We start from the raw sequence: 24,445 nt of genomic DNA on the forward strand, positions 1-24,445 counted from the left end.
ACGATGCGCGCGATCGTGCCGAGCCTGTGGTTCGACGGCAACCTCGAGGAGGCCATCACCTTCTATGCGAGCGTGTTCCCCGACGCGACGGTCGGCGACGTGTTCCGCCAGCCCGACGGCACGGCGGTGTCGGCCGACTTCGAGCTCGCCGGGCACCGGTTCGCCGCCATCAACGGCGGCCCGCAGTTCCCGTTCACCGAGGCGGTGTCGTTCGTCGTCGAGTGCGAGTCGCAGGAGGAGGTCGACGCGTACTGGGCGGCGCTCACCGACGGCGGTCAGGAGTCGCAGTGCGGCTGGCTCAAGGACCGCTTCGGGCTGTCGTGGCAGGTGGTCCCCGTCGAGTTCCTCGCGATGCTGCAGGACCCGGACCCCGCCCGCGTCCAGCGCGTCGTCGACGTGATGATGACGCAGGCCAAGCTCGACCTGGGCCCGCTGCGGGCGGCGTACGACGGCTGATCCTCCGTCCGCCCCGGTCTCGGCGCACAGGGGGTTCGTCGGGGATGTCCAGGTCGTGCCCAGGTCTGGTTGAATGCGCTCGACATCTCCGCCGACGGCGCGCGCCGTCCTCTCGTGAAGGACCACGACACCGAGTGAAGAAGCTCCTTGCCGGCACCGTGGGGACGGTGCTGGCCCTCGGCGGCATCTCCGTCGCCACGGCAACCCCCGCAGCCGCCGCCGTCCCGGACGTCCAAGCCGGCTGCTCGTCCCTCTACGTCACGCTCGACGGATACCCGGACGGTACGGCGTTCGTCGCGACCGTCGACGGTGAGACCGTCGACGACGTCGTCTTCGACGGCTACCACACGCTCTGGTACGACGTCGACGGCTCGGTCGCGCACGACTGGAGCGTCGTCGTCGACGCACCCGGTGAGGTCGACGAGGACTTCTCGGACAGCGGTACGACGACGCCGTGCGGAGAGCCGCCCAGCGACTGGTTCTCCGCCGACGCGTACTGCGGGAACCTCAACGTCTCGCTCGGCGGCTTCCCGGCCGGCTCGGCGGTCACCGTCGTGGTGGACGCCGAGGTCGTCTCCGAGGGCCTCGTCGACGAGTACGGCTCCTACTGGTTCGGCACCCGGCTCGACGAGTGGTCGGGCCAGACGTGGCAGGTCGTCGTCGACGCGGAGGACGACGCCTTCGACCGCAGCGAGTCGGGCGTCTCGTCCTGCGGGTCGGGCGGCGAGATCGTCGTGCCCGAGACGCCCTCAGCCCTGACGGACTGCGCGGCGACGCCGCAGGACGTGCACCTCCCGCCCGACACCGCGCAGGTGTCGTACGCGCGTGGCGACGACGGCATCGTCGCGACGGCGGCGGCCGGGTACGAGTTCCCCGGCGGCGCCGGCACGACGGGTGAGTGGCGAGCGCTCGGGGACGGGCGGCTGCTCCTCGAGTGGTACTCCGTCGTGCGGCCGCGGTGCGCGCTCGACGTCGTCTCGGTGACGCCGGTGTGCGAGGCCGGCGAGCCGTTCGTCGACATCGCCGTCGACCCCCCGGCGGGAGTGGACGAGAGCTCGTTCCTCATCTCGTGGGAGGGGCCGAACACCGGGTACGACGTCGTGTACGGAGACGCCGGCTTCGGCCACCCGTGGGTCACTCGTGAGCCCTGGCCGGGATTCGTCACGCACGGCGACGGTACGGTCTCGCCGGCCTACGACGAGACGTGGAGGCTCGACGACATCGATCTGGTGCTCGGCGCGTCGGCGTGGGTCGACGGGTGGGCGTACTCACGGTCCTACGGGGCCGTCTGGGAGGACGCGCCGACGGCCGACCCGTGCGCCGACGACCCCGGGCCGCACTTCTCCGTCGACGTGAGCCCGCGCTGGCTCGCGGGCAAGCTCTACCTCAGCGTGCGCGTGCTCAACGAGGGCGACAGCACCGCGGACGTGAGCGTCGTGACGCCGTTCGGGCGCAAGCACTTCCCGCGCGTCGAGGCGGGGGCGAGCGCCTACCAGGCGTTCGCCGTGCGCACGACGGAGCCGGTCGAGGGCCAGGTGGACGTCTCGTTCGCCGCCGACGTCGACGGTGAGCAGGTCACGCGGGAGCGTTCCGTGGCGTTCTCATTCGGCGGGTAGCGGCAGGCAGCACCCCTGGGATCCGGAGGCCCGGTGGCACGTCGACAGGCGTGCCACCGGGCCTCCGGCGTCGCGGGACGGTCCCGGCTCAGGCGGTCGACGCGCGGCGCAGCGCGACGAGCTCGTCGATGAGCCGCAGGAGGTCGTCGACGTCGTCGCCGGGCCGGGGCCCGCGGAAGGCGAGGTCCTCCTCGGGGACGCCGTCGCCGTCGTCGGTCGCGGCCGTGCCGCCCGTGACACGACCGAGCACGTCGCTGCTCAGCGCGGCGTGCGCGTAGAGCCCGTCGCTGAGCAGGACGATCGCGCGCGCGACGACGGGGTCGCCGACCTCGTCGAGGACGGCACGGGTCCAGGCGTCGTGCGCGCCGTCGAGCGCGGCGCGGGCGCGCGGGAACGACCCCTGCGCCAGGCGCGAGACGGCGAGGTAGACGAGCTCGAACTCGGTGTCGACGAGCGTCGACGTGCGGATGAGGTAGTCCACGGCCCCGGCGGGCGCGGCGCGCATCGCCGCGACGTCGGCGGCGGTGAGCTCGCGCAGATGCTCGGTGAGACCGTCGGCGAGCGCGTCCTTGGAGCCGAAGTGGTAGAGCAGCCCGCCCTTGGACACCCCGGCGCGCTCGGCGACGGCGTCGAGCGTGGCGGCGCGCTCACCCTGCTCGACGAGGAGGGACGCGAACGCGCGCAGGACCTTGGCGCGGGCGGCGGGGGGCGGCGGCATGGTTCCGAGGGTAGTGGGAGGGCGCGGCGCACCGGCCGTCCGGACGGAGCGGCGCTCGCTCGGACGGCGGCGGTGCGCAGCGTCACACCGTCCTCGGGATGACGGCGAGCGTCGAGATCGTTACTGTACCGTCTGGACGGTTTGGAAGTTCGGCGCCACCGCGCCGCCCCGACCGCCCGCAGAACGTGGAAGGACCTCTCGCCGTGACGACCTCCGTGACGACGACCCCGACGGCCGCCCCGGCCGCCCAGCACGCGTCCGCGACGCGCGGGCCCGGGCGCGGCGCCGCCGGCCGCTGGTTCGCGCTCGCCGTGCTGATGCTCCCGGTGCTGCTCGTGTCGATCGACAACACCGTGCTGAGCTTCGCGCTGCCGCAGATCTCCGAGTCGCTGCGCCCCAGCGGGACCCAGCTCCTGTGGATCATCGACATCTACCCGCTCGTGCTCGCCGGCCTGCTCGTGCCGATGGGCTCCTTCGCCGACCGCGTCGGCCGCCGCCGGCTGCTCCTCGTCGGGGCCGTGGGGTTCGCGGCCGTGTCGGTCGTCGCCGCCTACGCGCCGACGGCCGGCGCGCTCGTCGCGTCCCGCGCCGCGCTCGGCTTCTTCGGCGCGATGCTCATGCCGTCGACGCTCTCGCTCCTGCGCAACGTCTTCGTCGACCGCGAGGAGCGTCGGCTCGCCATCGCGATCTGGGCGGCGGGGTTCGCCGCCGGGTCGGCCCTCGGGCCCATCGTCGGCGGGTTCCTGCTCGAGCACTTCTGGTGGGGCTCGGTGTTCCTCCTCGCCGTCCCCGTGCTCGTGCTGCTGCTCGCGCTCGCGCCGTTCTTCGTGCCCGAGTCGCGCGACCCCGCACCGGGGCGCGTCGACGTGCTGTCGATCGTGCTCGTCATGGCGACCATGACGCCCGTCGTCTACGGCATCAAGATGCTCGCCAAGTCCGGGGTGAGCACCCTCGCGGTGGGGAGCGTCGTCGTCGGGCTGGTCGCCGGGGCGCTGTTCGTGCGACGTCAGCTCCGCCGGGCCGACCCGATGATCGACGTGCGGCTCTTCACCCACGGCGCGTTCAGCGGCGCCGTGCTCGTCAACCTGCTGTCCGTGTTCTCGCTCGTCGGGTTCCTGTTCTTCGTCTCGCAGGACGTGCAGCTCGTGCTCGGGCTCGCCCCCATGCAGGCGGGCGTCGCGCTCCTGCCCGGCCTGCTCGTCATGATCGTGGCGGGCCTGGGCGTCGTGCGGGTCGTGCGCCGCGTGCGCCCCGCGCACGTCGTCGCCGTCGCGCTGCTCTTCTCCGCGACGGGGTACGCGATCGTCGCCGCGGGCGCGGGGCAGAGCACGCTCGCGCTGCTCGTGGTCGCGTTCGTCGTGCTGTCGCTCGGCGTCGGCGCCGCGGAGACCGTGTCCAACGACCTCATCGTGTCGTCGGTCCCCGCCGCCAAGGCGGGCGCGGCGTCCGCGATCTCCGAGACCGCGTACGAGGTCGGTGCCGTTCTCGGCACGGCCGTGCTCGGGAGCATCCTCACGGCGTCGTACCACGCGAACGTCGTCGTCCCGGCAGGCGTTCCCGCCGCCGACGCCGTCGCCGCGGCCGAGACGCTCGGCGGCGCGACCCAGGTCGCGTCCACGCTGCCCGCGGGGCAGGCGCAGGCGCTGCTCGACTCCGCGCACGCCGCGTTCGGCAGCGGCGTGGGCACGACGTCGCTCATCGGCGTGGTGCTCATGCTCGTCGCCGCGGGCGTGGCGCTCGTCACGCTGCGCGGCGCGAAGTCCTGACGACGCGCCGCCCCGCGCGTCCCGCCGCGCCCCCGCGGCGGGGCGCGCGGCGCTCGCGGTTGGCGGCGGGAGCCCCGATCCGGGAGGCTGGGCGGTGATGAGCCGTCCGCACCGCACCCCGCCCCGCTGGGTCCGCTGGACCCTCGCCGTCCTGCTCGCGCTCGTGCCGTGCGTCGTGTGGGGGGTCACGACCGCGACGGCCGAGCGCAGCCTCGGGCCGCACGAGGCGCTGTACGAGGTCACGACGAACGGCCTCGTCACCGTCGACCTCGGCCCGCTCGGGACCATCCAGATCGACTCGCCGCTGCCGCTCGGCCTCGGCGCCGACGTCACGGTCGAGGAGATCCCCGCCGACCTCACCGCGGTCGGGCAGGCCGACACGCTCGAGGGTCTGTCGCAGGACCTCGAGGACTACCTGCGCTTCTTCGGCGGCCCGCAGGAGACGATCGGCTCCGTCGCGCGAGCCCTCGTCGTCGACGCGCTGCGCCGGACGGGCTTCGCGATCCTCGTCGTCGCGGCCGTCGGTGCGGGGCTCTACCTGCTGCTCGGCCCGCCGCGCCGCCGCGAGCTCACCGAGCGGGTCGCGCCGCGCACGTACGAAATCACGGCGGGCGTCGTCCTCGTGTCCCTCGTCGCGGCGTCGCTCGTCGCGAGCGACCCGGGCACGACGACAGGCCCGTCCAACCGCGCGTCCGCCGTGTTCGACGGGACCCCGCTCGAGGGCGCGCGCATCACCGGCCGGCTCGCGGGCGTCGTCGACACGTACGGCGCGATGCTCATCGACCTGTACCGCGAGAACGAGGCCTTCTACGCGCGCGCCGATGCCAACCTCGTCGCGGCGTGGGACCGGCGCGACCGCATCCAGCGCCTCACCGCGCCGCGCCCCGCAGCCACGGCGACGTCCGACGACGAGCCGTCCCCCGACGACGCGACGTCGCCCGATGGGACCCGCGCCACGGGGGACGACGACGGCGCGTCCGCCACTCCGCCGTCGGGCGCCGGCGACGAGGGCGCGGGCGGCGAGGTCTCCGGCGCCGAGGGGTCGGCCGACGACGAGGCGACCGACGAGCCGGCTCCGCAGCCGGCGGCCGAGGAGGACCTCGTGACGCTCCTGGTCGTGAGCGACCTCCACTGCAACACGGGCATGACGCCGCTCGTCCGGACCGCCGTCGAGCGCTCGGGCGCGACGATCGTGCTCAACGCCGGCGACACGACGATGAACGGCACGGCGGTCGAGTCGTTCTGCGTCGACTCGTTCGCGTCCGCGGTGCCGAAGGGCGCGACCATGGTCGTCGCCGACGGGAACCACGACAGCGTCGAGACCTCGGCGCAGGAGCGGGCCAACGGCCAGACCGTGCTGGACGGGAAGGTCGTCGAGGTCGAGGGGATCCGCATCCTCGGCGACCGCGACCCGCTCGAGACGCGCCTCGGCCTCGGCAGCCAGCCGCCGCGCGAGGAGACGCCCGAGGAGTACGCGGCGCGTCTCACCGAGGTCGCGTGCACGGAGCAGGAGGAGGGCGACGGCATCGACCTCCTCCTCATCCACACGCCCCGCATGGGGAACGAGGCGCTCGACTCCGGCTGCGTCCCGAACCAGATCTCCGGTCACATGCACACCCGGTCCGGTCCGGAGCGGACGGGCGGCGGCGTCCGGTACGTGAGCGGCAGCACCGCGGGGGCGGTCAAGGACCAGCTCCGCATCGGCCCGCTCAAGGGCACGGCCGAGATGACGGTGCTGCGCTTCGACCCCGAGCGGCGCCGCATCGTCGACTGGCAGCTCGTGCAGATCGGGACCGACGAGTCCGCGACGGTCTGGCCCCGCATCGCCTGGCCGACGCCGTCGGGCGTGCCGGTGGTCGAGGAGCCGGAGGGTGACGACGGCGGCGAGGAGGGTGTCGAGGGCGGGGGCGTCCCCGCGGGCGAGCCGACCGACGACGCGCCCGCCACCGAGGGCTGAGACGGCGCGCGTCGGTCCTCGCCCCGCGCTGCCGGACACGGCAGGATGTGGCGTATGAGCAGGTCCACGCGCTGGATCGTCGTGTCGGTGGTCCTCGCGCTCGTCGTGGTGCTCCTCGCGCCGTTCGTGTACTCGGAGGTGCGCGAGGGCCGCACCCCGCCGCCGCTGGGCCTGCAGTCGCCGGGGGAGGAGACGGCGTCCGCGGCGCCCGCCGAGCCGGGGCCGTTCGACGTCGACGGCGAGTGGGTCGTCGGGTCGGGGTCCGAGGCGGGCTTCCGCGCCGACGTCCTGGACGTCCCGGCGGACGAGGCCGTGCTCCTGGGCGTCACCCCGGACGTCACCGGGACGTTCCGCGTGCGGTCGGGGTCGCTGGAGACCGCGACCGTGACGGTCGAGACGACGACGCTCCGGACCGGGTCCTCCGTGGCGGACCGCCAGCTCCAGCAGGCGCTCGAGACGGACCTCTACCCGACCACGCTCTTCTCGCTCACCTCGCCGCTCGACGTGAGCGAGCTCGGGTCCACGACGACGCCGGTGCGCCTCGAGGCGTCGGGCGCGCTGACGATCCGCGACGAGACCGAGGCCGTGACGGTGGCGCTCGAGGCGCAGCGGTCGGGCGACGGGGTGCTCGCGACCGGGGCGATCGGCGTGCGCTTCTCCGACTTCGGCATCGCGGTGCCGCCCGCGGCCCCCGTCCAGGTGCGGGACGAGGGCACGGTCGAGGTGCGGCTCCAGCTCGTCCGGCCCGCGAGCCCCTGAGGGGTCGCGGGGCCCCGTGACCTAGGGTGGTCGTGTGGACCACCCGACCGACCTGACGCCCGTCGCCCAGGACTACCTCAAGGTCGTCTGGGCCGCCCAGGAGTGGTCGGACGAGAAGGTGACGACCAAGCTCCTCGCCGAGCGCATCGGTGTCGGCGCCTCGACCGTGTCGGAGACGGTGCGCCGGCTCAGCGCCCAGGGCCTCCTCGAGCACGCGCCCTACGGGGCCATCACGCTCACCGAGCGCGGGCGCAGCCTCGCGCTCGCCATGGTGCGACGCCACCGCCTCCTCGAGACCTACCTCGTGTCCGAGCTCGGCTACGGCTGGGACGAGGTGCACGACGAGGCCGAGGTGCTCGAGCACGCCGTCTCCGACCTGCTCATGGAGCGGATCGACGCGCGCCTCGGGCGCCCCACGCGCGACCCCCACGGCGACCCGATCCCCGGCGCCGACGGGACCGTCGTCCGCCCGCCCGCCGTCCCGCTCGCCGACCTCGTCGTGGGGGACCGGGGGACCGTCGTGCGGATCTCCGACGCCGACCCGGACGTCCTGCGCTACCTCGCGGAGATCGGCGTCGGCCTGGACACCGGCGTCGAGGTGCGCGAACGCCGCGAGTACGCGGGCATCCTCTCCGTCGTGTGGTCGCCGCCGGACGCTGCCGGGGCGGGCGTCCGTCCCGACGACGCGTCGGCCGCGCGCCCGACGCCGCCCGCGCAGCTCGGCCTGCGTGCCGCGGACCACGTGTGGGTCGTGCGCGCGGAGCCGGTCCCCGCCTAGACTGGCCGCCTGCCCCTGTTCTCGTCGCCGACGTCGTCGACGATCCTCGAATCGATTCGATCGCTGGTGCTTCGGTCCGAGGTCTCCACCGCCGCCCTGCCACGACGCCCCGAGGACACGATGACCGACAGCACCGCCACGCCCGCGCCTCCCGCGGACGTCCCTCCCACGCGCGCCGGACGCCTGCGCGGGGCCGGGCCCGCGCTCCTCGCGCTCGCGATGGGTGGGTTCACCATCGGCACGACCGAGTTCGCGACGATGGGCCTGCTCTCCGACATCGCGACCGACCTCGACGTCTCGATCCCCACGGCGGGCCACGCCATCACCGCCTACGCCGTCGGCGTGGTCGTCGGGGCGCCGCTGCTCACCGTCGTCGCGGCGCGCCTGCCCCGCAAGACGCTGCTCGTCGCGCTCATGGCGTTCTACACGCTCGGCAACCTGTTCTCCGCGACCGCCGGGAGCATCGAGACGCTCGTCGCCGGCCGGTTCCTCGCGGGGCTGCCGCACGGAGCGTTCTTCGGCGTCGGAGCCGCGGTCGGCGCCGCCGTCGCGGGTCCCGGGCGCCGGGGGCGCGCCGTCGCGACCATGATGGCCGGGCTGACCATCGCCAACGTCGTCGGGGTCCCGCTCTCGACCTTCGCCGGGCAGCAGCTCGGCTGGCGCGCCGCGTTCGTCGTGGTCGGCGGGCTGGGCCTCGTCACGCTCGCCGCCCTGTGGTGGCTCGTCCCGGCCGGTGCGGGGAACGAGGACTCGAGCGTGCGCCGCGAGCTCGGCGCGCTGCGCAACGGGCCGCTGTGGCTCGGGTTCATCGGCGCCGCGGTCGGGTTCGGCGGCATGTTCGCCGTCTACTCCTACGTCGAGCCGACCATCACACGCGTCACGGGCCTGTCGTCCGCCGCGGTGCCGCTGGTGCTCGCGATCTTCGGCGTCGGCATGACGGTCGGCACCGTCCTCGGCGGTCGGCTCGCCGACCGCTCCGTCATGCGCACCGTCTACCTCGGGTTCGTCTCCACGGGCGTGACGCTCGCGCTGTTCGCCCTCACGGGCCACCACCCCGTCCCCGCCGTGCTGTCGCTCTTCCTGCTCGGCGTCACCTCCCAGGTCCTCGGCCTCGCCCTGCAGACGCGCCTCATGGACCTGTCGCCCGCCGCGCCCTCGCTCGGCGCGGCCCTGTGCCACTCCGCGCTCAACGTCGGCAACGCCAACGGCGCGTTCCTCGGGGGTCTCGTCATCGCCGCCGGCTGGGGCTACCTCGCCCCGGCCTGGACCGGCGTCGTGCTCACTGTCGCCGGCCTGGCGATCATCCTCCTCGTCGGCCGCCGCCCCGCCGGCGTCGCCGGCGTCGTCGGCGCCACCCTGCCCGACGACGCCGGCTCGCCTGCGACCGAGCCGGTCAGCCTGCCGAGGTAGACCCCTGGTCCGCCGAGGTAGAGCCCTGGTCTGCCGAGGTAGAGCCCTGGTCTGCCGAGGTAGAGCCCTGGTCTGCCGAGGTAGAGCCCTGGTCTGCCGAGGTAGAGCCCTGGTCTGCCGAGGTAGAGCCCTGGTCTGCCGAGGTAGAGCCCTGGTCTGCCGAGGTAGAGCCCTGGTCGTCGTGAGCACCGACCGGGTGAGTCGACACCGGGTCGGGGTGGGTGGTGGTGCCGCGTCGTGGTCGGGCCTGGCGGGAGCGACGCGAGGAACGAGCGGCGCGGATGGTAGACGCGGCACCACCACCCACCCCGACCACCCAGGGCAACCACACGCCGTCGTGAAAGGCGACCACGCCTCTACCTCGGCGGACTCCCAGCCGGGACCCAGCGGCGCGCGGTAGGTTGTGCCCTGCGCGCACCGCCGTGCGCCCCGTCACGTCCGGCGCGAGCCGGTGACCCACGAGGAGCGTCCCCGTGAGCAAGAGCGCCACCGCCGGTGCGAGCGTGTCCGCCGACCACGACGACGAGCCGCTGCCGTCGTCCGGGCCCCGCCCGATCAGCATGCGAGCGATGGGCTGGTTGCTCGTCGTGGCCGGCGCGATCGGTCTGGCGGGCTCGGCGGCGCTGGCCATCGAGAAGTTCCTCAAGCTCGCGGACCCGAACCACGTGCCGTCGTGCAGCCTCAACGCGTTGCTCGACTGCGGCGACGCGATGGACTCCTGGCAGGGCTCGCTCCTCGGGTTCCCGAACCCGCTGCTGGGCATCGCGGCGTTCCCCGTCGTCATCACGACGGGCGTCGTGCTGCTCGCGGGCGCGCGGCTCCCACGCTGGTACTGGCTCGCGCTCCTCGGCGGGACGACCCTCGGCATGGGTCTGATCGTCTTCCTCATCTGGACGACGATGTACGCGATCTCGGCGATGTGCCCGTACTGCATGGTCGTGTGGTTCGCCATGCTGCCGCTCTTCTGGTACCAGGTGGTCCACGCCGTCCAGGAGGGGTACCTGCCCGCGGGCGACGGCGTGCGCCGCACGCTCGTGGGCAACCGGCACCTGTTCCTGGCGATCGGCTACGTCGCGCTCGTCGCGTGGATCCTGCTGGTCAAGGGCCCGATCATCATGACGCTGTTCTGACGCGCGCCGCGGCCCCGCGGGGGTCCGGCCGCGCGGACCGCCGCTGGCGTCAGCGCCAGGCCGGCTGGTCCGGCGCGGCGTCCTGCGGGTAGCCGTGACCGCCCGGCTGCGGGGGAGCGGACGGCGCACCCTGGGCCTGGTGGGCCGACTGCGCCGTCGCGCCGGGCTGGCCCGCCGGGATCGGCGTGACGACGACGGCGGTGCCGTACGCGCACACCTCCGAGAACGACGCCGCGATCTCGCCCGTGTCGAAGCGCATCCCGACGACGGCGTTCCCGCCGCGGCGCTGCGCCTCCTGGACCATGCGGTGCATGACCTCCTGGCGGGACTCGTAGACGAGCTTCGTGTACTCCGTCACCTCGCCGCCGCCGATCGAGCGGAACGACGCGACGAAGTTCGCGCCGATGTTCGCGCTGCGCACGGTCATGCCCATCACCTCGCCGAGCACCGCGTCGATGCGGTAGCCGGGCACCTCGTTGGTCGTCACGATGATCACGGCGCACATCCTCGCACGGGCCGGACGGCCGCCGTCGTGCCTCCCGTCGGCCGGTAAACTCGGCCGGGTGACCACGCCTGACACCGCCTCGATCCCGCACGCCTCGGACGCCCCCGCCGCGGGCGGCCCCGCACACCGCTACACGCCGGCGCTCGCGGAGCAGATCGAGCTCAAGTGGCAGGAGCTCTGGGAGCAGCGCGGCACCTTCTGGGCCGCCAACCCCACGGGCGAGCTCACGGACGGCGACGGCCAGGGCCCCGAGGGCGCGAGCCCGTACTTCATCATGGACATGTTCCCGTACCCGTCGGGCGCGGGCCTGCACGTGGGGCACCCCCTCGGGTACATCGCGACGGACGTCGTCGGGCGCTTCCGGCGCATGCGCGGAGAGAACGTGCTGCACGCGCTCGGCTACGACGCGTTCGGCCTGCCCGCCGAGCAGTACGCGGTGCAGACGGGCCAGCACCCGCGCGTGACGACCGAGGCCAACATCGCGAACATGCGGCGCCAGCTCCGCCGCCTCGGCCTGGCGCACGACTCGCGCCGCACGTTCGCGACGATCGACCCCGACTACGTGCGCTGGACGCAGTGGATCTTCCTGCAGATCTTCGACTCCTGGTACGACCCGGACGCGCTGCGGCCCGACGGCGGTCGCGGCCGGGCGCGCCGCATCGCCGAGCTCGAGGCCGAGCTCGCGTCGGGCGCGCGACCGGTGCCGGGCGGCGTCGACGGCGTCGAGGAGGGGGCCGACTGGGCGACGCTCACGCCCCAGCAGCGCCGCGCCGTCGTCGACTCCCAGCGCCTCGCGTACGTGGACGAGTCGCCCGTGAACTGGGCCCCCGGCCTGGGCACGGTCCTCGCGAACGAGGAGGTCACGGCCGACGGCCGCTCCGAGCGCGGCAACTTCCCGGTCTTCCAGCGCAGCCTGCGCCAGTGGAAGATGCGCATCACGGCGTACGCCGACCGCCTCGCCGACGACCTCGACCTCATCGACTGGCCGGAGAAGGTCACGGCGATGCAGCGCAACTGGATCGGGCGCAGCGAGGGCGCGCTCGTGCGGTTCGCCGTGCTCGGCACGCCCGACGGCGCCAACGACGCCGCGGCGGAGTCCGGCACCGAGATCGAGGTCTTCACGACCCGCCCGGACACGCTGTTCGGCGCCACGTTCATGGTCGTCTCGCCCGAGCACCCGCTGCTCGACGAGGTCCCGGCGCACTGGCCCGACGGCACGTCGAGCGCGTGGACCGGCGGGCACCGCTCGCCGGTCGAGGCCGTCGCCGCCTACCGTCGCGAGGCCGCGGCGAAGACGGCGGTCGAGCGCCAGGCCGACGCGGGCAAGAAGACGGGCGTGTTCACCGGGCACCTCGCGGTGAACCCGGTGAACGGCCAGACGATCCCGGTCTTCACCGCCGACTACGTCCTCATGGGCTACGGCACCGGCGCGATCATGGCCGTCCCGGGCGGCGACGAGCGCGACTTCGCGTTCGCCGAGGCGTTCGGGCTGCCGGTCGTGCGCACGGTCGAGCCCGAGGGCGGGCTCCCCGAGGACTTCACGGGCCCGTACACGGGCGACGGGGTCGCCGTCGGCTCGTCGAACGACGAGGTGTCGCTCGACGGTCTCGACGTGGCGGAGGCCAAGCGACGCATCACGGAGTGGCTCGTCGCCAAGGGCCTCGGCGAGGGCACCACGACCTACCGCCTCCGCGACTGGCTGTTCAGCCGCCAGCGCTACTGGGGCGAGCCGTTCCCGATCGTCTGGGACGAGAACGACCAGCCCGTCGCGATCCCCGACGCGCTGCTGCCCGTCGACCTGCCGGACGTCCCGGACTACGCGCCCCGCACGTTCGACCCGGACGACGCCGACTCGTCGCCCGAGGCGCCGCTGGGCCGCAACGACGAGTGGGTCAACGTCACGCTCGACCTCGGCGACGGGCCGAAGCAGTACCGCCGCGACACGAACACGATGCCCAACTGGGCCGGGTCGTGCTGGTACTACCTGCGCTACCTCGACCCGCAGTGGGGCGGCGGCGCCCAGGACACGGTTGTCGACCCCGAGCTCGAGCGCTATTGGATGGGCCCGGAGCACAACCCGAGCGCGGGCCGCGCCGGGGGCGTGGACCTGTACGTCGGGGGTGTCGAGCACGCCGTGCTGCACCTTCTCTACGCGCGGTTCTGGCACAAGGTCCTCTACGACCTGGGCCACGTGACGAGCGTCGAGCCGTTCCACAAGCTCTTCAACCAGGGCTACGTCCAGGCGTACGCGTTCACCGACGCGCGCGGCCAGTACGTGCCGGCCGCCGAGGTCACGGAGGAGCCCGCGTCCGACGGCTCGGGCGAGGTCGTGTACCGCTGGAACGGCGAGGTCGTGCAGCGCGAGTACGGCAAGATGGGCAAGTCGCTCAAGAACGTCGTCACGCCCGACGAGATGTACGCCGAGTACGGCGCCGACACGTTCCGCGTCTACGAGATGTCGATGGGTCCGCTCGACCTGTCGCGCCCGTGGGAGACGCGCGCCGTCGTGGGGTCGCAGCGGTTCCTGCAGCGGCTGTGGCGCAACGTCGTCTCGGAGGAGACCGGCGAGCTGACGGTCGTCGACGAGCCCGCCGACGCCGCGACCCTGCGTGCCGTGCACCGCGCCATCGCCGACGTGCGCGTCGAGATGGAGCACATGCGCCCCAACACGGCGATCGCGAAGCTCATCACGCTCAACAACCACCTCACGTCGCTCGACCGCGTGCCGCGCGAGGCCGTCGAGCCGCTCGTGCTCATGACCGCTCCCGTCGCGCCGCACATCGCGGAGGAGCTGTGGGAGCGCCTGGGCCACGACCGCTCGCTCGCGCACGAGCCCTTCCCGACGGCCGACGAGCGCTACCTCGTCGAGGACACCGTGACGTGCGTCGTCCAGGTCAAGGGCAAGGTGCGCGCCCGCCTGGAGGTGCCGCCGTCGATCACGGAGGAGGATCTCACCGCCGCCGCGCTCGCAGAGCCGAACGTCGTGCGAGCGATCGACGGCGCCGAGGTCCGCAAGGTCATCGTCCGCGCCCCGAAGCTGGTCAACATCGTCGTCTGAGTCCCTGACCTGGTTGTGGGCATGAAATGGGCCCGGTTTCGACTCCGAAACCGGGCCCATCTCATGCCCACAGCACGTGGGGGTCAGCGGCGGCGGGTGCCGAAGATGGTGCGGGTGAGCTCGCGGCCGAGCTGGGTGCCGGCGGAGCGGAGGAACGAGTCGAGCGGGCTCGACGACCGCGACCGGGATGACCCGCCCGATCCTGAGCGGCTCTTCGCCGCGTCGCGCTCGAGCTTCGCGCGCATCTTCTCCAGCTCCGCCTGCTCCTTCTTCGCCGCGCGCTCGGCCTCCTTGGCGGCGTCCTTGGCCGCCTTCTCCTGGGCCGCCGCCTCGGCCTCGGCGGCCGCGGCCGCGTCCCGCGCCGCCGCCTGCTCCTGCACGCGCACCTGCAGGAGCTCGAACGCAGACTCGTTGTCCACCGCCGTGCCGTAGCGCGCGAAGGCCGGCGACGCAGCCACGATCCCCTCGAGCACGGTCGTGGGCGCGGGCTCCATCGACGACTGCGGTGCCCGCACGCGCGTCCAGGCGACCGGGGTCGGCGCGCCCTTCTCCGTGAGGACCGTGACGACGGCCTCGCCCGTGCCGAGCGACTGCAGCAGCCGTTCGAGGTCGTACGGCGAGGTCGGATACGTCCGCACGGCCGCGCGGAGGGCGGCGGCGTCGTCGGGCGTGAAGGCGCGCAGCGCGTGCTGGACGCGGTTGCCGAGCTGCGCGAGCACGTCGGCGGGGACGTCCTTGGGGCTCTGCGTCACGAAGAACACGCCGACGCCCTTCGACCGCACGAGCCGGACGGTCTGCACCACTTGCTGGAGGAACTCCTTCGACGCGCCCGTGAACAGCAGGTGCGCCTCGTCGAAGAAGAAGACGAGCTTCGGCTTCTCCGCGTCCCCGACCTCGGGCAGCTCCTGGAACAGGTCGGCCAGCAGCCACATGAGGAACGTCGAGAACAGCGCGGGGCGGTCCTGCACCGCGGGCAGCTCGAGCGCGGAGATCACGCCCCGGCCGTCGGGTGCGGTGCGCAGCAGGTCCGACGTCGCGAACGCGGGCTCGCCGAAGAACACGTCCGCGCCCTGCGCCTGCAGGGCGACGATCTCGCGCAGGATGACCCCCGCCGTCGCGCTCGACACCCCGCCGATCCCCTTGAGCTCCGCCTTGCCCTCGTCGGACGTGAGGTACGCGATCGTCGACTGGAGGTCCTTGAGGTCGAGCAGCGCGAGACCCTGGGCGTCGGCCCAGTGGAAGATCAGCCCGAGGCTCGACTCCTGCGTCTCGTTGAGCCCGAGGACCTTGGACAGCAGCAGCGGACCGAAGTCCGTGACGGTCGTGCGGATCGGCACACCGGTCCCCAGACCGCCGAGCGAGTAGAGCTCGACGGGAAAGGTCGTCGGGCTCCAGTCCTGCCCGATCGACGCCGAGCGCTCCACGATCTTCTCGTTCGGCTCGCCGGGCACGGCGAGCCCGGACAGGTCGCCCTTGACGTCCGCGAGGAACACGGGCACACCAGCGGCCGACAGCCCTTCCGCCATGCCCTGGAGCGTCTTCGTCTTGCCGGTCCCGGTCGCGCCCGCGACGAGCCCGTGCCGGTTGAGCATGCTCAGGGCGAACCCCACCTGCACGTCGGCGCGCGGCGTCGGGTCGCCGCCCGGGTCGCCTTCGAGCAGCGCGCCGAGCGCGAGCGTGCCGCCCCGGTACGCGTAGCCGGTCGCGACCTCGCTGGCGTAGCCCTCGAGCGGCCCGGTGCCCGACGGCGCAGCCTCCTCGGCAGGCGCGCGACCCTCCGCGCTCGGCTCGGTGCCCGACGACGTGCCCCCCTCGCGGGATCCGCTCGCCTCGGCTGGACCGGCGGTGCCCGGGGGCGTGCCGGTCGCCGACGCGTCGGCGCCCTCGGGAGCCGAGGTCTCGGGGGCCGTGTCGGCCCGCGCGGCCGCCTCCGCGGCCTCGAGGGCCGCCTGCGCGGCGGCGGCTCTGGCCTCGGCGGCCTCGGCGGCGGCCTGCGCGGCGGCCGCGCGCAGGGCGGCGAGCTCGGTCGGGGACTGTGCGGCGTCGTCGGCCATGCTCGGATCGTAGGGGCGGCACCGCGGGGGCGCAGCCGGGCCGGGATGCGCGACGGCCCGCGCGGGCCGTAAGGTGGCGCGGCCATGACCGACCACCACGTGCACGTCGTCACCGACTCGACGGCGTCCCTCCCGTCCGTCCCCGAGGAGCGGCTCCGGTCCGTCCCGCTGCACGTGATCGTCGACGACGAGTCCTCGCTCGAGGGAGTCGGGCTCACCGCCGAGGACGTGGCCGCGCACCTGCAGGCCGGTCGCCGGGTCACGACGTCGCAGCCGACGCCCCGGGCGTTCGCCGAGGCGTACGCCGCCGCCGTCGCCGCGGGCGCGCGCGAGATCGTCTCCGTCCATCTCTCGGGCGAGCTGTCGGGCACGGTGCACGCGGCCGCGCTCGCGGCGGCGGACGCACCGGTCCCGGTGCGGGTCGTGGACTCCCGGACCGTCGCGATGGGGCTGGGCTTCGCGGCGCGGGCCGCCGCCCGTGCCGCGGGAGCGGGGGAGAGCGCGGACGTGGTCGCCCGGCGCGCCATCGAGGTCGCCGACGCGAGCCGCGCCGTCTTCCTCGTCGACTCGCTCGACCATCTCCGCCGTGGGGGCCGCCTCAGCGCGGCGTCCGCGGCGTTGGGGACGGTGCTCGGCGTGCGACCGCTGCTGGCCGTGCGGGAGGGCAGGATCGAGGTCGTGCAGAAGGTCCGGACCAGGGCCGCGGCGGTCGAGCGGCTGACGACGGTCGCCGTCGAGTCCGCGGCGCGCCGGGCGCTGCCCGCGCTCGCGGTCCACCACGTCGGGGACGAGGCGGGCGCGCAGCGGCTCGCGTCCGAGCTGACCGCCCGCACCGGCCTGGACGTCGCGGTCACCCCCGTCAGCGCCGTGCTGGGCGCCCACGTGGGACCGGGCGTGCTGGCCGTCGTCGTCGCCGAGCTCGCGGACCGTGGCTCGGGCGTCGAGGGCGGTTCGACCGCGCGCTGAGACCGGGCGTCGCGGACGGCCCGACGCGCGCCGAGACCCGTCGGTCCTCCGTCCGCGGCGAGGGCGTGCCGGTCGTGGCCGTGCACAGGGCCGTCGACGGAGCGTCCCGTCCCCAGGAGCCTTCGACGAGCGGGATCCTCCCGACCCATGCTCCGTACGGTCGCGGCGTGAGCACCCCACGACCCGAGCCGCGTCAGCACGCCCGTCCCGGTCGCGACCCCGCCCGAGAGGGTGCGGTCGTCCGCCAGCGCCTGCGCGCGGTGACCGGGGCCGAGCGGCCCGCGCTCGCCTGGCACCCCGCGACCGCGGCGCTCCCGCAGCTCGGACCGCCGCACGACGGCGACGCCGCGCCCGCCGTCGACCCGTGGCCGGACGGTCTCCGCACGGCAGAGCCCGACCCCGTGGGCGACGGCGCGGCGCCCGCCCCCGTCGCGGAGCTCCCCGCACGCCGCAGCGAGCCGCTCATGCGCGAACGGGGCGGTCTCCGCGGGCGTGGTCGTGCTGAGGAGCCAGAGAACGCGAGGCCCGGCTGGCTCCCGCCGCGTCCCGACGTGGACGAGGGCCGAGGCACCGACCCGGCGGCAGCAGCCGGACCCCACGAGCCCGACGGCCTCGCGGGTCCGGACGGCGAGGCGGTCGACCGGCTGCGCTCCCGCGCTGCCCGGACCGCGTCCACGGCGTACACCGCGGCGTACGGGCACCCCACGTCCCACGCGGGGTTCGCGGGGCTCGGCGACGAGGGCAGGCGCCGGTGGGCGCTGCGGCCCCGGGTCGCGGCCGCGGCGCTGGTCGTCGTGCTCCTTCTCGCGGCCGGGGTCGTCGTGCTGCGGTCCTCGGCCGGCGGCGTCACCCCGGTCGCGCCCCTCGACGCGGCGCCCACGGGCGACTCCTCGACAGAGGCCGCCGTGACCTCGTCGGACGCCGACGGGACGGCGGGCGGCGCGGCCCCGGCCGGGGCGGGCGACGAGGACGCGAGCGCCGCGTCCGAGGGCGTGCCGTCGGGCGGGGTGGTCGTGCACGTGGTGGGCCAGGTCGTCGCGCCGGGCCTCGTGACCGTCGCCGCCGACGCGCGCGTCGCCGACGCGCTCGACGCCGCGGGCGGGGCGACCGCGGAGGCCGACCTCGCCGCGCTGAACCTCGCCCGGACGGTGACCGACGGCGAGCAGATCGTCGTCCCGCGCCCCGGCGAGGCGGTGCCCGCCGCGGGGTCGGCACCACCGTCGGGAGGGTCTGCCGCGGACGGCACGGTCGACCTCAACACGGCCGACGCGGCGGCGCTCGACGCGCTGCCCGGGATCGGGCCCGTGCTCGCCGAGCGCATCGTGGCGTGGCGGGAGGAGAACGGTCCGTTCACCACGGTCGACGAGCTCGGCGAGGTGAGCGGGATCGGGCCTGCCGTCCTCGCGGACGTGCGCGACCTCGTCCGCGTGTGAGCGACCTGCGGCTCGTCCCGGCGGCGCTCGCGGCGTGGGGGACGGCGTTCCTCGCGGCCGGCGCGACGCCGGCGGCGGCCCTGCGCGGTGCGTCGGTCGCCGTCGTGCTGCTGGGCGTCGTGCTCGGGGTGCTGCTGCTCGGAGGACGACGTGGCCGCCGCGGGACGCCGACGGCTCCGCGGATCGCCACCTCCCCGGGCGCCGCGCGCGTGCCGTCGGGGCCGGGAGACCGACGACGTCCGGCGCGCCCCGACCGGCCCACCCGGTCGGGGCGGGCCGGGAGCGTGCTGGCACAGGGCGCACTGGTGGTCGCGTGCGTCGCGGCGGTGCTCCTGTCCGCAGGGGCACAGCTCGCCGACCGGCAGGCGCTCGCCGACGTGGCTGGCGAGGGCGCGACGGCGACGGTCACCGCGGTGGTGCGCTCCGCCGTCGTGCCGCGGACGAACCCGTGGTCGGGTGCCGCCGACCGTCACGAGGTGCGCGTCTCCCTGCGCGAGCTCACCGCGCGCGGCGTGACCACCGTGGCGGCCGGCACCGTCGTCGTGACGGGGCCCGGCGACGGCTGGGACGACCTCGCCTACGGGGCGGCGGTCGTGGTGACGGGCCGGCTGGCGGTCCAGGGCGACCGGACGTTGCTGCGGACGGAGGGGGCGCCGCGCGTCGTGGAGCCACCGGGCGCGTTCCTGCGCGGCGTGCACGCCATGCGTCGGGGGCTCCTCGACGCGACCGACGGGCTGAGCCCGCAGGCGCGGGGGCTCGTCCCGGGCGTGGCGGTCGGTGACACCTCGCGGCTCGACCCCGCGCTGGACGAGGCGATGCGGACGACGTCGCTCACGCACGTCACGGCCGTCTCCGGCGGCCACTTCGCGATCGTCGTCACCTGCGTGGCCGCGCTGTGCGTCCTCGCCCGCGCGCCCCGCGGGGCGCGCGTGGTCGTCACGGGTGCGGCCATGGTCGGGTTCGTCGTGCTGGTCCACCCGGAGCCCAGCGTGCTGCGGGCGGCGGCGATGGGTGCCGTCGGGGTGGTCGGCATCGCGCTCGGCAGGCCGTCGCGCGCCGTCGCCGCGCTTGCGGCGGGCGTCGTCGTCCTGCTCGTCCTCGATCCCGGGCTCGCCCGCTCGTACGGGTTCGTGCTCTCCGTCGCGGCGACGGCCGGGCTCGCGCTCCTCGCGGCGCCGCTCGCCCGCCGGATGGCGCCGTGGTGCGGGCGGACCGCCGCGCACGTGGTCGCGGTGCCCGTCGCCGCCCAGGCCGCGTGCGCCCCGGTGCTCGTGCTGCTCGACCCGAGCGTGAGCACCTGGTCCGTCCCCGCCAACCTGGTCGCGGCCCCGGCGCTCGGTCCCGCGACCGTCCTGGGAGTGCTCGCGACCCTCGTCGCGCCCTGGTGGCCGGGCGCGGCGACGGCGCTCGCGTGGGCCGCCGGGATCTTCACGGGGTGGATCGCCGGCGTCGCCGAGGCGTTCGCGGGTCTGCCCGGTGCGCGGCTGCCCTGGCCCGGGGGCGTCGGCGGTCTGGCCCTGCTGGCGCTCGGGACGGTCGTGCTGCTCGCCGCCGTGCTCCGGTCGCGCGCGCTGCGCGAGGCGGGGGAGCGGCGCGCCCTCCGACGCGCGTCGTCGCCACCCCTGCGCGACCGCGTCGCCCGGACGGTCCGCGTCGCCCGACGGCGGGTGTCGGGCGGGCGCGGACGCCTCGCGTGGCCGGGTGCGGCGCCGCGGCGCCCTCGCCGGAGCCCGGGTCAGGTCGTCGCCGGCGGGGTCGCCGCGGCGGTCCTGGCGGTGCTCGTCGTCGTGCTCGTGCGACCGCTCGCCGTGTCGGCCGGACCGGTGCCGTCGGACTGGGCCGTGGTCGCGTGCGACGTCGGGCAGGGCGATGCCCTCGTGCTGCGCTCCGGGCCCCGGTCCGCGGTCGTCGTCGACGTGGGGCCACCCGGAACCGCGGCGGGCGGCTGCCTCGACCGGCTCGGCGTCGACCGGGTCGACCTGCTCGTCCTCAGCCACTTCCACGCCGACCACGTGGGCGGTCTCGACGCCGTCCTGCGCGGCCGCGCGGTCGAGCGCGCGCTCGTGACCGCCACGGCGGATCCCCCGGAGCAGGCCGAGAGGACGCTCGCCGCGCTCGCCGAGGCGGGCGTCCCGGTCCAGGTGGCGACGGCGGGCGCCGTCGGCAGCGAGGGCGGTGACGGCACCGCCGCGGGTGTGCGGTGGGAGGTGCTCCAGGCCGGGGTGGGCGGCGGACGCTCGGGAGCCGCGCGGGGACCCGGCCCGTCGCCCGCCGGGTCAGGTGCCGCCTCGTCGGGCGGAGCCCGGACGGAGTCCGACGGCGGAGCGAACGACGCGAGCGTGGCGCTCCTCCTGCGCGTGGCGGGGATGGACGTCGTCGCGCTCGGCGACCTGGAGGACGCCGGCCAAGCAGCCCTCGCGCGGACCCTCGCGCAGCGCGGCTCCGGACCCGTCGACGTCGTCAAGGTCGCGCACCACGGCTCGGCGACGCAGTCCGACCGGCTCGCCGGTCTGCTCGCCCCGACGGTCGCGCTCGTCAGCTCGGGCGAGAACACCTACGGTCACCCGACGGACCGGGCCCTCGACCTCTACCGAGGCGTCGGCGCGACGGTGCTGCGGACGGACGTCTGCGGGACGTTCGCGCTCGTCGTGCGCGACGGCGTCCTCGCCGCGGCGGGCTGCGGCTGAACGGCGCCGGCGTTTCTCGTCCGGTGGGTGGCTCGTGGGAGGCTGGTGCCATGCCCGCGCCGACCCGCACCGCCCGACCGTCCGCCGGCCCGTCGCTCGCGTGGGACGACGTCCTGCTCGCGCCGGTCGTGCTGGTGCAGGGCCCGGAGTCCCTCCTGGCCGAGCGGGCCGTGGACGCGATCGTCGGGCTCGCGCGCGAGCGGGACCCCGAGGTCGAGAAGGTCACGATGGAGGCCGCCACGTACCAGGCGGGGATGCTCACCGTCGCGGCGAGCCCGTCGTTGTTCGGCGAGGCGAAGGTCGTCGTGGTCGAGGGCGCGGAGGCGGCGACGGACGCGCTCGTCGCCGACGTCGTGGACTACGTCCCGACCGCCGACCCGGAGACGACCGTCGTCGTCGTGCACGGGGGCGGGGTGCGGGGCAAGCGCATGCTTGACGCGATCAAGGCCAGCGGGGCGCCCGTCGTCGCGGTCGAGGCGATCAAGAAGGACTCCGACAAGACCGCCTTCGTCACCGCCGAGTTCCGCCGCGCCCGCCGACGCATCGACGCGTCGGGGGTGCGCGCCCTCGTCGAGGCGGTCGGCAACGACCTCCGCGAGCTCGCCGCCGCGTGCAGCCAGCTCGTCACCGACACGGACGGCACCGTGAGCGAGGCCGTCGTGGACCGGTACTACGGAGGGAGGGTCGAGGCGACCGGCTTCCGCGTCGCCGACGCCGCCGTCGCCGGGAACGCGGGGGAGGCCGTCGCGCTCCTGCGCCACGCGCTCGCGACCGGCGCCGACCCGGTGCCGCTCGTCGCGGCGCTCGCCATGAAGCTCCGCGCGCTCGCGAAGGTCGGCGCGATGCGCGGCCGGGGCGGCGTCGCGGCCAAGGACCTGGGGCTGGCCCCCTGGCAGGTCGACCGGGCGCGCCGCGAGCTCGCGGGCTGGACCCCCGAAGGACTCGCCACGGCGATCAGCGCCGTTGCGCAGGCCGACGCTGAGGTCAAGGGCGCGGGCCGGGACCCGGTGTTCGCCGTCGAGCGCGCGGTCCTCACCATCGCCCGTGCCCACGGCCGCTGAGCGCGCGACGGGCTGTCGGCACCCGACCACGGCTCTACCTCGCCGGACCACGGCTCTACCTCGCCGGACCACGGCTCTACCTCGCCGGACCATGGCTCTACCTCGTCCGACCACGGTTCTACCTCGGGCGGCGTGGGTGCTCTCCCGTCGCACGCACGGAGGGGCGCCGACCCGTGCGGGTCGGCGCCCCTCCGTGGGAAGCCTGTGCGGCCGTCGTGACGTTCAGCGTGTCACGCCGACGCGGGCGAACCGTGCGCTCAGAGAGCGTTGACGGCCTTCGCGATGGCCGACTTGCGGTTCGCGGCCTGGTTCGCGTGGATGACGCCCTTCGAGACGGCCTTGTCGAGCTTGCGCGACGCGGCCTGGAGCGCGGTGCTCGCCGCCTCCTTGTCGCCCGCGGCGACGGCCTCGCGCACGCGGCGCACGTACGTCTTGAGCTCGGACTTGACCGCCTTGTTGCGCAGGCGAGCCTTCTCGTTCGTGCGGATGCGCTTGATCTGGGACTTGATGTTTGCCACGTGTGGACTCTCTGGTTCTGTTCGCCGGAGCGAGCGGATAGGTCGTAGAGGGCGGCCCTAGCTCCGGGACTGGGGTGGGGAACCCGTGGAGAGGTGCTGGGGCTGTGCCCGCCGACCTGGGCGGACACGCGACCACCAAGACTACCAGCGGTCGTGGTCCGAACTCCAATCCGCAGGAGCTCCCACGGGACAGCGGCGCGACGTCGCCGCTCCGGGTCCCGGACGGACGCTCCCGCTCCGCGGGATCAGCGGTGCTGCGAGATGCCCGCCACCACGCGGTCGAAGACGTCGCGCCCCACCACGGCGCCCTCTCGTCGGACGGCGGCCGGGTCGACGCGGAGCACGCGGTCGAGCCGGACCTCGCTGTCGCGCCCCTTCGCGTCCCAGGGGCCCGACCCGATGTCGAGCCAGTAACGGCCCCAGCGCGCCTCGTCGCGGGCGTCGCGCGAGTGGTCCTTGCTCGTGAGCATGACGCCCAGCAGCCAGGCGCCGTCCGACCCGACGAGCAGGACCGGCCGGTCCTTGCCCTGCGTGTGGTCCTCCTCGTAGGGCACCCAGGTCCAGACGATCTCCCCGGGGTCCGGGTCGCCGTCGAGCCGCGGCGCGTACTGCGCGCGCACCCGGCCCTCGTAGTCGCCGGGGTACCCGCCGACCGGTCCGTCGCCCGACCCGCCGCGCGCGGGCGTGCGGGGCCGGGTCGGGGACGACGGTCGCGGTCCCGGGCGCGGGGACGGGGTCCGCGCCGGCGACGGGCGCTCGCGTCCCGGCGCGCGCGTCGCGGCCGTTCCCGAGCCGCCCTGCGCACCCTGCGACGAGCGCGTGAGCCCGGAGACGACGGCGCGGGCCGCGTCGGTGAGAAGTCCCAGCCATCGGTTGCGTGCCACGCGCGCACCCTACCGGGCGGGCGGTGTCGCGGTGGCCGCAGCGTGCGGACGGCGTCGGTCCCCGCCGCAGGTCTCGGCCGCGGGACCCGTCGAGCACCGGCCCGCTCAGCCGGCGAGGACGGCGTCCACCTCGCGCAGGAAGGCGTCGAGGTCGCCGGGATCGCGCGACGTGACGAGCGTGTAGCCGTCGTCGTCGCGCACGACGGGGCGGTCCACCCAGGCGCCGCCCGCGTTGAGCACGTCGGTCTCGAGCGACGGGTAGCTCGTGAGGGTCTTGCCCTCGACCGCCGCGGCCTCGACGAGGGCCCAGGGCCCGTGGCAGATCGACGCGACGGGCTTGCCGGCGGTCGTGAACGCGCGCACGAGGCTCACGGCGTCGTCCTGCAGGCGCAACGCGTCGGCGTTGATCGTGCCTCCGGGCACGAGCAGCAGGTCGTACTCGGCAGGGTCGGCGTCGGCGTGCGTGAGCGTCGGCGTGACGGTGCGGCCGGGGTCCTTGTCGCCGACCAGGGTCTGCACGTCGTCCGCGGACACCGCGGCGACGTCGACCTCCACCCCCTCGCCGCGCAGGTGCTCGAGCGGCACGACGAGCTCGTCCTGCTCGACGCCGTAGTTCGTCACGATCGCCAGCACGCGACGGCCGCGGGGACGGCCGGAGGTCCGGTGCGCGGTGTCCTGGGCCATGAGCG

General features: G+C 75.1%; 20 protein-coding genes. 13 read left to right on the forward strand and 7 right to left on the reverse strand.

All coding sequences use genetic code 11. The features are described from left to right. Window positions 1-3: 3 nt before the first annotated feature. Together ABRQ22_RS06225 and ABRQ22_RS06230 are read left to right on the forward strand one after the other, a co-directional pair. Window positions 4-456 carry a VOC family protein gene (locus tag ABRQ22_RS06225; RefSeq protein WP_353708921.1) on the forward strand — a complete coding sequence of 151 codons (453 nt, stop codon included), beginning with the start codon at window positions 4-6 and terminating at the stop codon, window positions 454-456. Window positions 457-590: 134 nt separating this feature from the next. Then, window positions 591-2,072, forward strand: a complete 1,482-nt coding sequence (locus ABRQ22_RS06230) for a hypothetical protein (RefSeq protein ID WP_353708922.1) — start codon at window positions 591-593, stop codon at window positions 2,070-2,072. Between the two features lie 88 nt (window positions 2,073-2,160). Here ABRQ22_RS06230 and ABRQ22_RS06235 read toward each other — a convergent pair whose 3' ends face one another. Next, a complete protein-coding gene (locus ABRQ22_RS06235; RefSeq protein ID WP_253050366.1) occupies window positions 2,161-2,790 on the reverse strand; it encodes a TetR/AcrR family transcriptional regulator in 630 nt (209 codons plus the stop codon). Between the two features lie 203 nt (window positions 2,791-2,993). On the opposite strand from ABRQ22_RS06235, the gene ABRQ22_RS06240 reads away from it, so the two are divergent. The 5 genes from ABRQ22_RS06240 to ABRQ22_RS06260 all read left to right on the forward strand — a co-directional run bounded on the left by ABRQ22_RS06240 (window position 2,994) and on the right by ABRQ22_RS06260 (window position 9,460). Then, the gene (locus tag ABRQ22_RS06240; protein ID WP_353708923.1) at window positions 2,994-4,556 is read left to right on the forward strand and encodes an MFS transporter; all 1,563 of its coding nucleotides are present in this window, start codon (window positions 2,994-2,996) and stop codon (window positions 4,554-4,556) included. A gap of 97 nt (window positions 4,557-4,653) precedes the next feature. Then, window positions 4,654-6,513, forward strand: a complete 1,860-nt coding sequence (locus ABRQ22_RS06245) for a metallophosphoesterase (protein WP_353708924.1) — start codon at window positions 4,654-4,656, stop codon at window positions 6,511-6,513. Between the two features lie 54 nt (window positions 6,514-6,567). Continuing rightward, a complete protein-coding gene (locus ABRQ22_RS06250) occupies window positions 6,568-7,272 on the forward strand; it encodes a YceI family protein (protein WP_353708925.1) in 705 nt (234 codons plus the stop codon). A 34-nt stretch (window positions 7,273-7,306) separates the two neighbouring features. Further along, window positions 7,307-8,050, forward strand: coding sequence for a metal-dependent transcriptional regulator (locus tag ABRQ22_RS06255; protein WP_253050358.1), 744 nt, complete (start codon window positions 7,307-7,309; stop codon window positions 8,048-8,050). A 120-nt stretch (window positions 8,051-8,170) separates the two neighbouring features. After that, the gene (locus ABRQ22_RS06260; RefSeq protein ID WP_353708926.1) at window positions 8,171-9,460 is read left to right on the forward strand and encodes an MFS transporter; all 1,290 of its coding nucleotides are present in this window, start codon (window positions 8,171-8,173) and stop codon (window positions 9,458-9,460) included. Here ABRQ22_RS06260 and ABRQ22_RS06265 read toward each other — a convergent pair. After that, the gene (locus ABRQ22_RS06265; RefSeq protein WP_353708927.1) at window positions 9,444-9,668 is read right to left on the reverse strand and encodes a hypothetical protein; all 225 of its coding nucleotides are present in this window, start codon (window positions 9,666-9,668) and stop codon (window positions 9,444-9,446) included. The genes ABRQ22_RS06260 and ABRQ22_RS06265 overlap by 17 nt on opposite strands. A gap of 265 nt (window positions 9,669-9,933) precedes the next feature. Between ABRQ22_RS06265 and ABRQ22_RS06270 the strand changes: the two genes are divergently transcribed. Next, window positions 9,934-10,590 (forward strand): vitamin K epoxide reductase family protein, encoded by a 657-nt coding sequence (locus tag ABRQ22_RS06270; RefSeq protein WP_353708928.1) that lies wholly within the window; start codon window positions 9,934-9,936, stop codon window positions 10,588-10,590. A gap of 49 nt (window positions 10,591-10,639) precedes the next feature. Here the strand turns inward: ABRQ22_RS06270 and ABRQ22_RS06275 are convergent, their stop codons facing one another. Further along, a complete protein-coding gene (locus ABRQ22_RS06275) occupies window positions 10,640-11,086 on the reverse strand; it encodes a YbjQ family protein (protein ID WP_253050354.1) in 447 nt (148 codons plus the stop codon). Between the two features lie 91 nt (window positions 11,087-11,177). Between ABRQ22_RS06275 and leuS the strand changes: the two genes are divergently transcribed. Beyond that, window positions 11,178-14,153, forward strand: coding sequence for a leucine--tRNA ligase (leuS, locus tag ABRQ22_RS06280; RefSeq protein ID WP_353709510.1), 2,976 nt, complete (start codon window positions 11,178-11,180; stop codon window positions 14,151-14,153). Between the two features lie 83 nt (window positions 14,154-14,236). On the opposite strand, the gene ABRQ22_RS06285 is transcribed toward leuS, so the two are convergent. Beyond that, a complete protein-coding gene (locus ABRQ22_RS06285; protein WP_353708929.1) occupies window positions 14,237-16,207 on the reverse strand; it encodes a helicase HerA-like domain-containing protein in 1,971 nt (656 codons plus the stop codon). A gap of 84 nt (window positions 16,208-16,291) precedes the next feature. Here ABRQ22_RS06285 and ABRQ22_RS06290 point away from each other — a divergent pair, with 84 nt between their 5' ends. The 4 genes from ABRQ22_RS06290 to holA all read left to right on the forward strand — a co-directional run bounded on the left by ABRQ22_RS06290 (window position 16,292) and on the right by holA (window position 22,354). Further along, window positions 16,292-17,173, forward strand: coding sequence for a DegV family protein (locus ABRQ22_RS06290; protein ID WP_353708930.1), 882 nt, complete (start codon window positions 16,292-16,294; stop codon window positions 17,171-17,173). A 167-nt stretch (window positions 17,174-17,340) separates the two neighbouring features. Continuing rightward, window positions 17,341-18,606 carry a helix-hairpin-helix domain-containing protein gene (locus ABRQ22_RS06295; protein ID WP_353708931.1) on the forward strand — a complete coding sequence of 422 codons (1,266 nt, stop codon included), beginning with the start codon at window positions 17,341-17,343 and terminating at the stop codon, window positions 18,604-18,606. Then, window positions 18,603-21,293 (forward strand): ComEC/Rec2 family competence protein, encoded by a 2,691-nt coding sequence (locus tag ABRQ22_RS06300; protein WP_353708932.1) that lies wholly within the window; start codon window positions 18,603-18,605, stop codon window positions 21,291-21,293. The genes ABRQ22_RS06295 and ABRQ22_RS06300 overlap by 4 nt, the downstream gene beginning before the upstream one ends. A 50-nt stretch (window positions 21,294-21,343) precedes the next feature. Then, a complete protein-coding gene (gene holA, locus ABRQ22_RS06305; RefSeq protein ID WP_353708933.1) occupies window positions 21,344-22,354 on the forward strand; it encodes a DNA polymerase III subunit delta in 1,011 nt (336 codons plus the stop codon). A gap of 257 nt (window positions 22,355-22,611) precedes the next feature. Here holA and rpsT read toward each other — a convergent pair whose 3' ends face one another. The 3 genes from rpsT to ABRQ22_RS06320 form a co-directional block, all read right to left on the reverse strand. Beyond that, window positions 22,612-22,872, reverse strand: coding sequence for a 30S ribosomal protein S20 (rpsT, locus tag ABRQ22_RS06310; RefSeq protein WP_253050343.1), 261 nt, complete (start codon window positions 22,870-22,872; stop codon window positions 22,612-22,614). Window positions 22,873-23,117: 245 nt separating this feature from the next. Further along, a complete protein-coding gene (locus ABRQ22_RS06315) occupies window positions 23,118-23,756 on the reverse strand; it encodes a type II toxin-antitoxin system PemK/MazF family toxin (protein WP_253050341.1) in 639 nt (212 codons plus the stop codon). A gap of 105 nt (window positions 23,757-23,861) precedes the next feature. Beyond that, window positions 23,862-24,440, reverse strand: a complete 579-nt coding sequence (locus ABRQ22_RS06320) for a type 1 glutamine amidotransferase domain-containing protein (RefSeq protein WP_253050339.1) — start codon at window positions 24,438-24,440, stop codon at window positions 23,862-23,864. Between the last annotated feature and the right edge of the window lie 5 nt (window positions 24,441-24,445).

This window comes from Cellulosimicrobium sp. ES-005 (assembly GCF_040448685.1).
Classification (GTDB): Bacteria; Actinomycetota; Actinomycetes; order Actinomycetales; family Cellulomonadaceae; genus Cellulosimicrobium; species Cellulosimicrobium cellulans_G.